This is a genomic window from Vibrio sp. CB1-14 (assembly GCF_040412085.2).
GTDB classification, from domain to species: domain Bacteria; phylum Pseudomonadota; class Gammaproteobacteria; order Enterobacterales; family Vibrionaceae; genus Vibrio; species Vibrio chaetopteri.
Map to the genome: position 1 here is coordinate 586,186 of NZ_CP115920.1, position 13,830 is coordinate 600,015.

The window sequence follows — 13,830 nt, forward strand, 5'->3', positions numbered from 1 at the left end:
TACTGTAATGAAACAGTAACCTTTTGAAATTACTGGGCGCAATATGATCCTTTCTTTAGTAAAAATTGTCGTGATGCTGACACTCTTGTCGGTTATTTCTAAAGTTACTTTTCTTGGTTGGCATGAAATCAACTATTCAGACTCTTCATTGGTCGAGTTCCTGAAAGCCGTTATTTGGGGCGTCCGATTCGACCTGACGGTTTCCCTTCTTCTGACGGGCTTAAGCTTACTTTTGCTCACTCCATTTGCCTACTTTAAGCGCGTCTATCAAGGTTTGTTTCACACTTGGCTGTTAGTTTGTGGTGCATGGATCATTTTCTCGACCATGGGCGATACTATATACCTTAGCCAAGCAAACCGTCATGTGACCGTTGATTTGCACTTAGGCAAGGGAATGGAGTTTGAGCTGCTATCAACCGTCGCGACTCAGTTTTCTGGTCTTATCATCTTAGCGCTTGCTATGCTAGCCGTCTTCGGCCTATTGCTCCGTAAGTACCCGCTAAAGATTACTTTTAGTCAGCGTTGGTATCAATCGGTGTCTATCGCAATGGCAACTATTGTTGCTGTCGTTGTTGCGGTGCGCGGAGGTTTTAGCGATAAACCACAAACACCTATGTACGCCTATAAAATTGGTGATATCAACCAAGCTCGTATTGCCTGGAGTGCTCCATATGCCATTACTTATTATTCACTAGTAGGTGAAGATAAGTCGGGGCATCGCTGGACACCAGAACAAAGCTCGCAGCAAATGGCTGAGCTTAAAGCCAAGATAAATTCGAAACCGAAAACTAGGGTCAATCGACTTAAGCAACATGACGTCGTGTTAGTACTGCTGGAAAGTTGGACTGCCTATGATATGCAAAGCTACGGCGCTGATGTTAATGCCACCCCGAACTTTGATGCACTTCGTGATAAATCGTTATCGACAGAGGCGTTTTATTCCAACGGTTTTCGAACCGTAGAAGGTGTTTTTGCTACCATGTGCTCACAGCCTAACCCGGTTGGCGGCAGCGTGGCCGGAACCCGTTTAGAGAGCATGCCGTACCGCTGTTTGCCGCAACTACTAAAAGAGCGCGGCTGGGAAACGTCTTTTGTTCAAGGTAGTGGTGAAGGCATGGTCGGTGCCTTTGCTCAATCGCTAGGGTTTAGCGATTCCTACGGTAAGTTTGACTACCTAGATAAAGGGCAAGATCAAAACTATTGGGGCTATATGGATGATGGTATTTATGATTTCGCGTTAGATAAGTTGGCGAGCGCCAGTGATGCGCCGCAGTTTGTTGCGATTAACACAGGGACTACGCATGATAGCTATTTACCGCATGAGTCCGACTATGTATTTGGTGATGAAACAGATGAGCAAACGCGCCGTAGTGTGTTGCACCATGCTGACCAGTCGCTAGGACGTTTTGTTGAGCGTTTGAAAGCGCAAGCTACGCGCCCAACGCTCTTAGTGCTGGTGGCTGACCACACTATGGTGGGGGCGAAAAACGATCTCAGACATGTTTCTATTCCATTTTTGATTCACGGTATCAATATGGATATACCGACAGGCACCTTACCGTTCGCAGCTTCTCACAAAGATGTCGCACCAACTGTGGTCGATCTATTAGGAGGGCAAGTCGGTTGGTTCTCAGGACAAAGTCTCTTGGCGAAAAACTACGAAGAAGGTGCAGATTTTACCGTGAATAACCAGTTTTATTGGTTAGCTAACAACAAAATGATCCGAATTAACGCAGAAAACGGTCAAAAAGAGGCGTGCTATCGAGTCGGTAGTGATACAGTGAGTTTGGAACCATTTGATTGTAGTGAATCGAAACGCACTAAGGCTATGTATGAAAAGGGCCTTAATTACCTGCTTTACAGTCAGCAGCGCTTGTTTGATGGCAGTACGGCACGTTACTAAAGTTGGGTTGCAATCGATAAAAAAGAAGCTGGTGGAGGCCAGCTTCTTGCGTTTTGAATCTTGGAGACGGCATTAGAAAATTGAGCGACCGATTCGTTCAGAAAGCATTTCTAATGCGCGAGTGCCGGCGAGTGAGTTACCAGACTTATCCAGTTCAGGTGACCATACGGCTATGGTCATCTCACCCGGCACAATCGCGATGATCCCGCCGCCCACGCCTGACTTGCCTGGCATGCCGACGCGGTAAGCAAATTCGCCCGCACCATCATACAATCCACAAGTCGCCAGTAGTGCATTGAGTTGCTTGGTTTGTGTTGGTGTGATGATCTGCTTTTTGGTGTTGACCGACTGACCTTGGTTAGCAAGATAGCTAAAGGTCTTAGCAAGGTCTACACAGCTCATTTTAAGCGCGCAAGCGTGAAAGTAATTATTCAGTACTGGGATAACATCATTGTTGAAGTTACCGAATGAACGCATCAGATAGGCGATTGCGGCATTACGGTCGCTGTGCATCATCTCAGATGCAGCAACAATCTTGTCGTAGACAATATGGCTATCTCCAGACAATACACGTACAAACTCCAGCAGACGCTGTCTAGGGGCTGACAGGCGGCTTTGTAGCAAGTCTGCCACCACAATGGCGCCAGCGTTGATAAACGGATTACGAGGAATGCCTTGCTCCATTTCAAGCTGGATCAGCGAGTTAAATGCCTGTCCTGATGGCTCTTTGCCAACGCGTTGCCAGATTTCCTCTGGCTTATACAGCATCATGGCAAGCGTTAGGCTTAGCGCTTTAGAAATAGATTGAATTGAGAAGTTCTCTTCCGCATCACCTGCGGTGATCACTTCCCCTTCATTGGTATACACCGCGATACCCAATTTGGTATTGGGCACATTGGCAAGTGCAGGGATGTAGTCGGCGACTTTACCTTGTCCAATTAGCGGTTTTACTTCGCTTAGGATGGTAGAAAGGATCTGTTTTGTTGGTTTCATGGTTATTGTTCTCCCAACATTAGCGCTAAAAAAAGCCAACGTTGGGTTGGCTTTTCATTAATAAACTTTCGCGTTTTGCTTACGCAGTGCGACGGTATTTGATATCCCAAACACCGTGACCAAGGCGGTGACCACGAGCTTCAAATTTGGTCAGTGGACGCTCTTCAGGGCGCGGTACGAAATCACCATCAGTGGCAATGTTTTCAAAGCCCGGTGCTTCGTTCATGACTTCGACCATGTGCTCCGCGTAGTTTTCCCAGTCAGTTGCCATGTGGAAAATACCAGATTCAGGGATAAGTTTAGTTCTTACCATTTCTGCAAAATCTAGCTGAACAATACGGCGCTTATGGTGACGCTTTTTGTGCCATGGGTCTGGGAAGAACAGTTGCATTGTGCTTAGGCTGTTCTCTGGAATCATGTTAGCAAACACTTCAACTGCGTCGTGACACATTACACGTAGGTTGGTGACACCAGCATCGCGTGCTGAAGACAGGCAGGCGCCAACACCCGGGCTGTGTACTTCAATACCGATAAAATTCTTTTCGGGTGCGTTCTTTGCCATTTCGACTAAAGACGCGCCCATGCCGAAACCAACTTCAAGTACAACAGGGTTTTTGTTGCCAAATACCTGCTCCCAATCGAGTAGTGACTCTTGGTAATCAATACCCATTGTAGGCCAGCACTCTTCCATTGCCGATTCTTGGCCTTTGGTTAGGCGTCCTTCACGACGAACAAAACTGCGAACTTTGCGAATCAGTTTGCCATCTTCAGTGTATTCGTTAGTAGTCACTTCACTCATTGGTTTAGCCTGTTCATTCAATAATCAGAGCGGGAATTATCCAAAGAATTTGCCATCAAGCAAGCATTATCGGATCAGAAATTCACGCGGTTTTACTTCTGTTACTAAGTGTGGTGCAATTTCCGGCAAATTATAAGAGAGAAGAGAAACATTGTGACGCCTTTTGCACGCTCAATATTAGACTGGTACGACAAATTTGGTCGTAAACAGTTGCCGTGGCAGCAAGACAAAACCGCTTATAAAGTGTGGCTGTCTGAGATCATGCTGCAGCAAACCCAAGTCGCGACGGTCATCCCATACTACGAGCGATTCCTAGAGCACTTCCCAACGGTTGAATCTTTGGCTAACGCGCCACAAGATGAGGTATTGCACCTTTGGACTGGGCTTGGCTATTACGCTAGAGCTCGCAATCTTCATAAAGCAGCCAAAGTGGTTGTAGAGCAATATGGTGGGGAGTTTCCGTTAACGTTAGAAGAGATGAATGCGCTGCCAGGTGTTGGCCGCTCAACCGCCGCCGCAGTGCTTTCTTCGGTTCATAAACTCCCACATGCGATTCTAGATGGGAACGTAAAGCGAACGCTGGCTCGCAGTTTTGCCATAGACGGTTGGCCTGGTCAGAAGAAAGTAGAAAATCAATTATGGGAAATTGCTGAGCAGCATACGCCAGATATTGATACCGATAAGTACAACCAAGCTATGATGGATATGGGAGCCATGGTGTGTACGCGCAGCAAGCCGAAATGCACGCTATGCCCAATCGAATCACTTTGCGCGGCGAATAAGCAGGGTAACCCGCTTGATTATCCCGGTAAAAAGCCTAAAAAGCAGAAGCCAGAGAAGGAAACTTGGTTTGTGATTGTTATGCATAATCAAGAGCTTTGGCTTGCACAGCGTCCGCAAACGGGCATTTGGGGCGGGTTATTTTGTTTTCCAGAAAGCCCAACAGCGGATATTGAGCCGGTACTTGAAGGGTTAGGCATCGGTGAGGCGATGATAGCCTCTACGGACGTTGAGATAGCATTTAGACATACCTTTAGCCATTATCACCTAGATATCACCCCAATCGTCGTGACGCTGAACCAGCTTCCGACAATGATGATGGAACCGTCTAAAGGTCTTTGGTATAACATTACCCAACCAGAAAAAGTGGGGCTGGCTGCGCCAGTAAAGCAGCTTATAGACACCTTACAACGATATTAATTGAGGATAACATTATGAGCCGTATGGTTTTTTGTGCTCGTCTACAGAAAGATGCTGAAGGCCTAGACTTTCAACTGTACCCAGGTGAACTGGGTAAACGTATCTTCGATAACATTTCTAAACAGGCGTGGGCTGAGTGGCAATCTAAGCAAACGATGCTGATCAATGAAAAGAAGCTGAATATGATGGATCCTGAACATCGTAAGCTGCTTGAAGCAGAGATGGTTAACTTCTTGTTTGAAGGGAAAGACGTCATTATCGACGGTTACACGCCACCATCTGAGTAATTGACCAAGGAATAATTCAAGCACCACCTCACAGGTGGTGTTTTTAAATGGTATCTATGAAGAAGCTAATCTATTTTTTAACGCCGCTACTATTGCTCGGTTGCAGTCGTGAGTTCATCGAAAAAATCTACGATGTGAACTACGAACCAACCAACCGTTTTGCTAAGAACTTGGCACAGTTGCCGGGTCAATACGTCAAAGATGTTGCAGCGCTTGATGCACTCATCAGCAGCTTTAATGGCAACATTGAGAAGCGATGGGGTAGCAGCGAGGTTAAAGTTGCAGGTAAAAGCAACTACGTTAAATACATAGATAACTATTTGAGCCGCGCTGAGGTTAACTTTAGCAAAGGTTTGATTACCATTGAGACCGTTTCCCCAACGGAACCTGAAAAGCACCTTAAAACGGCGATTGTGACCACGCTGCTTACGCCAGACGACCCGTCTAGCGTTGACTTGTTCTCATCAAAGGGTATTACCTTAGAAGGCCAGCCGTTTCTGTATAACCAGGTTGTAGATCAAGAGAAAAAGCCTATTCAGTGGACTTGGCGTGCGAATCGTTTTGCGGACTACTTGATAGCTAACAAACTAAAAACCAAGAATGTGGATTACAAGAAGGCGTATTACGTTGAGATCCCTATGGTGGCTGATCACTTTAAGCAGCGCAGCTACCAGTATTCGGACATCGTTCGTCGTGCTTCTCAGCGCTACGATATTCCTGAAGACTTGATTTATGCCATCATCAAGACCGAGAGTAGTTTCAACCCGTATGCCGTGAGTTGGGCCAATGCCTATGGTTTGATGCAGGTGGTGCCGAAGACCGCAGGGCGAGATGTATTTAAACTGGTTAAGAATAAGCCTGGGCAGCCAACACCAGAGTACCTGTTTAATCCAGAGCAGAATATTGATACAGGGACCGCGTATTTCTACATTTTGAAAAACCGCTACCTTCGCGCAGTACGTCATCCATTGTCGTTGGAGTACAGCATGATCTCGGCGTACAACGGTGGTACTGGCGGTGTATTGAACACCTTCCACCGAACAGACAGAAAGCGGGCGATGAACGATCTTAATTCACTGCAGCCGAATCAGGTTTATTGGGCACTGACGAAGAAACACCCAAATGCAGAAGCACGTCGTTATTTGGAGAAAGTAACTAAATTCAAAAAAGATTTTAATGCTGGAAAAGGCTAATTTTGCCAAATTTGTCTAAAACAAATACGATTCGCTGAAAAATGCAGCGCTTGAACGCTTTTTTAAAGTTTTTTTCCAAAAAGCGTTGACGGGAGGCCCGAAAATCCGTTTAATAGCGCCCCGTTGCCCGGATAGCTCAGTCGGTAGAGCAGAGGATTGAAAATCCTCGTGTCGGTGGTTCGATTCCGCCTCCGGGCACCACAATTTAGATTGTTGGTGCTGTTAACAGAAGCACGAGCAATAACAAATAAAGTGTCGCCGACTTAGCTCAGTAGGTAGAGCAACTGACTTGTAATCAGTAGGTCACCAGTTCGATTCCGGTAGTCGGCACCATTTATTTGCCTCGATAGCTCAGTTGGTAGAGCAGCGGATTGAAAATCCGCGTGTCGGTGGTTCGACTCCGCCTCGAGGCACCATTATTTGGTGTTAAGCTGATAATGGTCTTACGACCTAGCTTGCACAAATAATTCCCCCTTAGTTCAGTTGGTAGAACGGCGGACTGTTAATCCGTATGTCGCAGGTTCGAGTCCCGCAGGGGGAGCCACTTTAAGAAAAAAGCCGTATCGAAAGATACGGCTTTTTTCGTTTCTACGTCTGTCTCCTGATTTCAAAGCTGTAAAAAAGCCCCGCAAATTCTGCGAGGCTATTTTGAATAAGCTTGCTACTAATCCTGCTGAGCTTTTATCTCGCCCTCAGGCTGCGTTTCTTTCTGCATCTCTTTCTCAGCTAATTTAGCCTTCTCAATCATAGGTGTAATGGTTGAGCCTTGAATCAAGATTGAGAACACCACAACCGAGTAGGTCATGACCATGATGATCTCTTTAACATCAATGAGCTTGTCCTCAATCACCCAGATGCCGGATGGGATAGAGAGTGCCATTGCTAGAGCAAGGCCACCGCGTAAGCCACCCCACGTTAAAATGCGCACCGACCAAGGGTTGTAGCGGCGGTAGCGCTTAAAGCCTACGTAGGCCAGCGCTACACTCAAATAACGCGCACAAAGCACAAGCGGTACCGAGACGGCCATCATAATCCAGTCTTCTTGGTGGAATTGGAATAGCAGCATTGACATACCGATAAGCAAAAATAGTACGCCATTCAAAAACTCATCGACTAACTCCCAGAAGTGATCGAGGTGCTCTTCAGACTGTTTTGAAAAGCCAATGTAGCGTGTCCAGTTACCAATCATAATGCCCGATACCACCATAGAGAGTGGCCCAGAGACATGCAGGAACTCAGCAAAGGCGTAGCCTGCGGTTGGGATACCGATAGTCAGTAGCAGTTCCATCGAATGATCGTCAGTGGAGCTGATGAGGTAATGGAATACTAAGCCGAGTACAAAACCATAAACAATGCCGCCAATGGCTTCCTGGAGGAACAGAGCCGTTACGCTGCCAAGTGTGGGTGCTTCACTGCCAAATGCAATGGTAAATAGAGTGACAAAGATAACCAGACCAAAACCGTCGTTGAATAGCGATTCGCCCTCAACTTGGGTCGAGACTCGCTGCGGAGCATCGAGCTTTTTGACAATGGCAAGAACGGCGATGGGGTCGGTAGGGGAGATCAGTGCGCCAAACAGCAAACAGTAGATAAGATCAAACTGAATGCCAATCAGTAAACAGAAACCATAGAGCACAAAGCCAATAAAGAAGGTGGAAAAAAGCGTCGCACCTAAGGCAAGAACGGTGATCTCCCATTTTTGATCTTTAAGGTGGGGTAGTTTGATGCCTAAACCGCCGGCAAACAATAGAAAGCCAAGGATTCCTTGAAGTAGGAAGTCTTCAAAATCGATATCAGCAACGGTCTCGGTTGCCAGCTCAGTTAAGTGGAACCAATCGTTTTGACCAGCAACTAAGATGAGTAGTGATAGCATCATAGCACCGGCAGTAATCGCGATGGTGGTTTGCATTTTACCTATCTTGCTGTTTATTAGGGCTATTAACATAGCTGCTGCGGACAGAAAGCATAAAGTCTGATAGACGGACATCACTTCACCTAAGTGTGTAAAAAAATGTTAATGGGATTTTGTTCTTCTCCCTCGTGAATATCAATCACTATTTGTGAAATCATTTGTCAATTTTATAGTTTAGAGTGGCTCAGGCGATGTCGTTGTTTTTTATTCGTTCCGTGGACTTACTAGATCATGAACAACTTGTTTCTGCTTCAAGAGTCCGATAGTTTGAGGGATAACAAGTCAGTAAAGATTTTTTAGACGTCTAGATTTCTAAAAAATCTATGATACGATGACAGCATTAGCAAGGAATGAGGCAGTATCGTGGGAAGCAGTAAGTACGTTGAAAGCAACTATGCTCAAGGCAAGAAAGCTCTTAGCAAAAAAACTCAGATAGAAAATCAGCTCAAGCAGCGTATTCTTTTGATCGATGGTGGTATGGGCACCATGATCCAAGGATACAAGCTTGAAGAAGATGACTATCGCGGCGAGCGTTTTGCAGATTGGCAGTGTGATCTTAAAGGCAACAATGATCTTTTAGTTTTAACTCAGCCAGATCTTATTAAAGAAATCCATAGCGCTTACCTAGAAGCGGGTGCGGATATTCTTGAAACCAACACTTTCAACGCCACCACGATCGCCATGGCCGATTACGAGATGGAATCTCTGAGTGATGAAATTAACTACGAAGCGGCTAGGCTTGCTAGAATTGCTGCCGATGAGTGGACGGCAAAAACGCCAGAACGCCCTCGTTACGTAGCCGGTGTACTTGGTCCAACAAACCGCACTTGTTCAATCTCTCCTGACGTTAATGATCCAGGCTACCGCAATGTAAGCTTTGATGAGTTGGTGGAAGCTTACTCTGAGTCAACTCGCGCGCTGATTCGCGGTGGCAGTGACTTAATTCTTATTGAAACCATCTTCGATACCCTAAATGCAAAGGCCTGTTCATTTGCGGTTGAATCCGTATTTGAAGAGCTAGGTATCGAGCTTCCGGTCATGATCTCAGGTACCATCACCGATGCCTCTGGTCGTACTCTTTCAGGGCAAACCACCGAAGCTTTCTATAATGCCCTGCGTCACGTGAGGCCACTTTCTTTCGGCCTTAACTGTGCACTCGGTCCAGATGAGCTAAGACAATATGTTGAAGAGATGTCTCGCATCTCTGAAGGCTTTGTTTCTGCTCACCCGAACGCCGGTCTACCGAATGCCTTTGGTGAATACGACCTCTCCCCAGAAGACATGGCTGAGCATATTGGTGAGTGGGCACGAAGCGGTTTCCTAAACCTAGTGGGTGGCTGTTGTGGTACCACGCCTGAGCATATTCGCCAAATGGCAAAGGCTGTTGAAGATGTGGCGCCTCGTCCACTTCCAGAACTGACGACGGCTTGTCGACTATCCGGTCTAGAGCCGCTAACTATCGAGAAAGAATCCCTATTTATCAACGTTGGTGAGCGTACTAACGTAACTGGTTCTGCTCGCTTTAAGCGTCTTATCAAAGAAGAACTGTATGATGAAGCGTTAGAGGTTGCTCGTCAGCAGGTTGAAAATGGCGCACAAATCATCGATATCAACATGGATGAAGGCATGCTTGATGCTGAAGCCTGTATGGTTCGATTCCTAAATCTTTGTGCTTCTGAACCAGAGATCTCCAAAGTACCTATCATGGTTGACTCTTCTAAGTGGGAAGTCATTGAAGCGGGTCTTAAGTGTATCCAAGGCAAAGGCATTGTTAACTCAATCTCGCTAAAAGAAGGCAAAGAGAAATTCGTTGAGCAAGCTAAGCTGATCCGCCGGTATGGCGCAGCGGTTATCGTGATGGCGTTTGACGAAGTGGGGCAGGCGGAAACTCGCGCGCGTAAGCTAGAAATCTGTACTAAGGCTTATCGTATTCTTGTTGATGAGGTTGGCTTCCCACCAGAAGACATCATCTTTGACCCGAATATCTTCGCGGTAGCGACAGGTATTGAAGAGCACAATAACTACGCCGTCGACTTTATTGAAGCGGTAGCAGATATCAAACGTGACCTACCACACGCAATGATCTCTGGTGGTGTCTCCAACGTTTCCTTCTCGTTCCGTGGTAACAACTATGTACGTGAAGCGATTCATGCCGTGTTCCTATACCACTGCTTTAAGAACGGTATGGACATGGGTATCGTTAACGCCGGTCAACTTGAGATCTACGACAACGTTCCTGACAAACTACGTGAAGCGGTAGAAGATGTAGTACTCAACCGTCGTGATGATGGTACCGAGCGACTGCTTGATATTGCGGCTGAATACGCTAACAAAGGCGTTGGTAAAGAAGATGATGCCAGTGCGCTAGAGTGGCGAACATGGCCAGTAGAGAAGCGTCTAGAGCATGCTCTCGTGAAAGGTATCACTGAGTTCATCGTTGAAGATACCGAAGAAGCGCGCGTCAATGCCTCAAAACCTCTCGAGGTAATTGAAGGCCCACTAATGGATGGCATGAACGTGGTCGGTGACCTGTTTGGTGAAGGTAAGATGTTCCTTCCTCAGGTAGTAAAATCGGCACGTGTTATGAAGCAGGCGGTAGCGCATCTAGAGCCTTATATCAACGCTTCTAAGCAGGCGGGTTCGACCAACGGTAAGATCCTACTTGCGACGGTTAAAGGTGACGTTCACGATATCGGTAAGAACATCGTTGGCGTGGTTTTGCAGTGTAACAACTACGAGATCATCGACCTTGGCGTCATGGTGCCTTGTGAGAAGATCCTCAAAGTTGCCAAAGAAGAAAACGTCGATATTATTGGCTTGTCAGGTCTAATCACTCCATCGCTAGATGAAATGGTTCACGTTGCCAAAGAGATGGAGCGTCAAGGCTTCGACCTTCCGTTACTGATTGGCGGCGCGACGACATCAAAAGCGCACACTGCGGTTAAGATTGAGCAGAACTACAGCGAGCCTGTGGTATACGTAAACAACGCGTCACGTGCGGTGGGTGTGTGTACTTCGCTACTCTCCAATCAACTAAAACCTGCGTTTGTCGAGAAGCTGGATATCGATTACGAACGCGTTCGTGACCAGCACAACCGCAAGAAGCCGCGCACTAAGCCAGTAACACTGGAAAAGGCGCGTGAAAATAAGGTCGACATCGACTGGGAAAACTACACGCCGCCAAAGCCGGCTAAGCCGGGCGTGCACGTATTTGAAAACTTCGATATTGCGACACTACGTAATTACATCGACTGGACACCATTCTTTATGACTTGGTCGCTGGTGGGCAAGTACCCAGCCATTCTAGAACATGAAGAAGTGGGAGAAGAGGCAAAGCGTTTGTACAAAGACGCTAACGACCTACTTGATCGCGTTGAACGTGAAGGGTTGCTAAAAGCTGCGGGCATGTGCGCACTTTTCCCTGCTGCTTCTGTGGATGACGATATCGAAGTCTACACAGATGAAACGCGCAGTGAAGTTCGCACTGTACTTCACAACCTTCGTCAGCAGACTGAGAAGCCAAAAGGCTTTAACTACTGTCTATCGGACTATATTGCGCCGAAGGAGAGTGGCAAGCAAGATTGGATTGGCGCCTTTGCGGTAACTGGTGGCATTGGTGAGCGTGAACTTGCCGATGAATACAAGGCGCAAGGTGATGACTACAATGCCATCATGATCCAAGCAGTAGCAGACCGATTGGCGGAAGCTTTTGCTGAGTGCTTGCACGAGAAGGTTCGTAAAGAGATCTGGGGTTATTCTGCGGATGAAGCGCTGTCGAATGACGACCTTATCCGTGAGAAATACCAAGGCATTCGCCCTGCACCGGGTTACCCAGCGTGTCCGGAGCACACAGAAAAAGGCTCGCTTTGGGAAATACTCAATGTAGAAGAAACCATTGGTATGTCGCTAACGACTAGCTATGCGATGTGGCCTGGGGCGTCGGTATCTGGCTTCTATTTCTCTCATCCGGATTCTCGCTACTTTGCGGTTGCTCAAATTCAGCAAGACCAAGTAGATAGCTACGCAGATCGTAAAGGTTGGAGCTTAGAAGAAGCTGAGAAGTGGCTTGGCCCTAACATTAACTAGTCTCGATATCTCAAATATCTGCAAGCAAATTAAAGCAAAACGGCACCTTTCGGTGCCGTTTGTTTATGTGTTCATAGTGTCTTGATAGCGGTATTGAGTTTGCTGATTAACTCTTGTTTTTCGCTTTTGGGAAAACCTTTACCATCTTGATGCGGTTCTCTTCTAGCTCAACAATTTCCATCTGATGCTCAGCAACTTGTACACTTAGGTGACTCTCAGGAATATCTTCTAAGTATTCTAAGATAAGGCCATTTAGCGTGCGCGGTCCGTCGGTCGGTAGCGTCCATTTTAGACCTTTGTTGATATCACGGATGTTGGCACTGCCTTCAATTAGGAAGCTGCCATCACCTTGCGGTGTGATTTCATCGGACAATGTTGGTGCCATGGATGTGGTGAACTCACCGACGATCTCTTCCAGAATGTCTTCAAGCGTCACTAGACCGTTAATATCGCCATATTCGTCAACAATGAGACCAATGCGTTCTTTGTTGCGCTGGAACTTGAGCATCTGCACGTTGAGTGGTGTCCCTTCCGGAATGAAGTACACCTCATCAGCACTGCGAAGTAGGGTTTCTTTAGTGAACTCGTTTTTCTCCAGCATCAAACGATACGACTCACGTAGCCTTATCATCCCTACCACTTCGTCGATTTGGTCACGATAAAGTACTACACGGCCATGAGGAGAGTGTGTTAACTGGCGAACTATCGATTTCCAGTCATCATTAATGTTGATGCCGGTGATCTCATTGCGCGGGATCATGATGTCATTCACGGTCACATGCTCAAGATCGAGGATCGAAATCAGCATATCTTGGTGACGACGAGGGATAAGCGAGCCCGCCTCATTTACCACGGTGCGCAGCTCTTCCGAGCTCAAATGGTCTTCATCGTTATGATCGACCCGAAGCCCAAGCAGGCGGATAAAGCCGTTAGTAATGAAGTTAACCAAGATAACCAGAGGCGAAAGCAGCTTCATCAGGATAGTGAGTACGATACTGCTCATAAACGACACTCGCTCTGGATAGAGAGCGGCAAGCGTTTTTGGTGTTACTTCCGCAAACACCAAGATGACCATGGTCAGTGCACCGGTTGCGATTGCGACACCTAAGTCACCAAATAGACGCAGGCCAAGTACCGTAGCGATTGCAGACGCCAATATATTAACTAGGTTATTTCCGATTAGGATCAGGCCGATGAGTCGGTCAGGGCGGCTCAGCAGTTTCTCAACGCGCTTTGCACCTTTGTGGCCTGTTTTAGATAAGTGTTTAAGTCTGTATCGGTTCAAAGACATCATCCCTGTCTCTGAACCCGAAAAATAGCCGGAAATTACAATTAGACCTGCAAGGATTGCAAATAAAATACCGGTCGAAATGTCGTCCAATGCCCTAGAATTCCTTTAGTAAATAGCTGGTTAATTTATGAACTACTTAATCCCTATTGTCAACGCGCCTTTAGTT

General features: G+C 46.7%; 9 protein-coding genes and 4 tRNA genes. 9 read left to right on the forward strand and 4 right to left on the reverse strand.

The window, feature by feature from the left end:
- Positions 1-43 precede the first annotated feature (43 nt).
- On the forward strand, positions 44-1,903 hold the full coding sequence (locus tag PG915_RS02695) for an LTA synthase family protein (protein WP_353497766.1): 1,860 nt from the start codon (positions 44-46) through the stop codon (positions 1,901-1,903).
- A gap of 72 nt (positions 1,904-1,975) precedes the next feature.
- Here the strand turns inward: PG915_RS02695 and glsB are convergent, their stop codons facing one another.
- Together glsB and trmB are read right to left on the reverse strand one after the other, a co-directional pair.
- Positions 1,976-2,896 carry a glutaminase B gene (glsB, locus tag PG915_RS02700; RefSeq protein WP_353497767.1) on the reverse strand — a complete coding sequence of 307 codons (921 nt, stop codon included), beginning with the start codon at positions 2,894-2,896 and terminating at the stop codon, positions 1,976-1,978.
- A gap of 79 nt (positions 2,897-2,975) precedes the next feature.
- Positions 2,976-3,695 carry a tRNA (guanosine(46)-N7)-methyltransferase TrmB gene (gene trmB, locus PG915_RS02705; RefSeq protein WP_112459440.1) on the reverse strand — a complete coding sequence of 240 codons (720 nt, stop codon included), beginning with the start codon at positions 3,693-3,695 and terminating at the stop codon, positions 2,976-2,978.
- 153 nt (positions 3,696-3,848) lie between these two features.
- Between trmB and mutY the strand changes: the two genes are divergently transcribed.
- The 7 genes from mutY to PG915_RS02740 all read left to right on the forward strand — a co-directional run bounded on the left by mutY (position 3,849) and on the right by PG915_RS02740 (position 6,919).
- Positions 3,849-4,895: an A/G-specific adenine glycosylase gene (gene mutY, locus PG915_RS02710; protein ID WP_353497768.1), complete on the forward strand. Its 1,047-nt coding sequence runs from the start codon at positions 3,849-3,851 to the stop codon at positions 4,893-4,895.
- A 14-nt stretch (positions 4,896-4,909) separates the two neighbouring features.
- Entirely contained in the window at positions 4,910-5,182 is a 273-nt protein-coding gene (locus PG915_RS02715) for an oxidative damage protection protein (protein WP_042501045.1), read from the forward strand.
- A gap of 56 nt (positions 5,183-5,238) precedes the next feature.
- Positions 5,239-6,375, forward strand: coding sequence for a membrane-bound lytic murein transglycosylase MltC (mltC, locus tag PG915_RS02720; RefSeq protein WP_353497769.1), 1,137 nt, complete (start codon positions 5,239-5,241; stop codon positions 6,373-6,375).
- Positions 6,376-6,500: 125 nt separating this feature from the next.
- Positions 6,501-6,576, forward strand: a tRNA-Phe gene (locus tag PG915_RS02725).
- Positions 6,577-6,632: 56 nt separating this feature from the next.
- Positions 6,633-6,708 (forward strand) — tRNA-Thr (locus PG915_RS02730).
- 7 nt (positions 6,709-6,715) lie between these two features.
- A tRNA-Phe gene (locus PG915_RS02735) sits at positions 6,716-6,791 on the forward strand.
- Positions 6,792-6,843: 52 nt separating this feature from the next.
- A tRNA-Asn gene (locus tag PG915_RS02740) sits at positions 6,844-6,919 on the forward strand.
- A 120-nt stretch (positions 6,920-7,039) separates the two neighbouring features.
- Here PG915_RS02740 and PG915_RS02745 read toward each other — a convergent pair.
- The gene (locus PG915_RS02745; RefSeq protein WP_353497770.1) at positions 7,040-8,362 is read right to left on the reverse strand and encodes a cation:proton antiporter; all 1,323 of its coding nucleotides are present in this window, start codon (positions 8,360-8,362) and stop codon (positions 7,040-7,042) included.
- A 288-nt stretch (positions 8,363-8,650) separates the two neighbouring features.
- Between PG915_RS02745 and metH the strand changes: the two genes are divergently transcribed.
- Entirely contained in the window at positions 8,651-12,373 is a 3,723-nt protein-coding gene (gene metH, locus PG915_RS02750) for a methionine synthase (protein WP_353497771.1), read from the forward strand.
- Between the two features lie 106 nt (positions 12,374-12,479).
- Here the strand turns inward: metH and PG915_RS02755 are convergent, their stop codons facing one another.
- On the reverse strand, positions 12,480-13,754 hold the full coding sequence (locus tag PG915_RS02755; protein WP_353497772.1) for an HlyC/CorC family transporter: 1,275 nt from the start codon (positions 13,752-13,754) through the stop codon (positions 12,480-12,482).
- Positions 13,755-13,830: the final 76 nt, after the last annotated feature.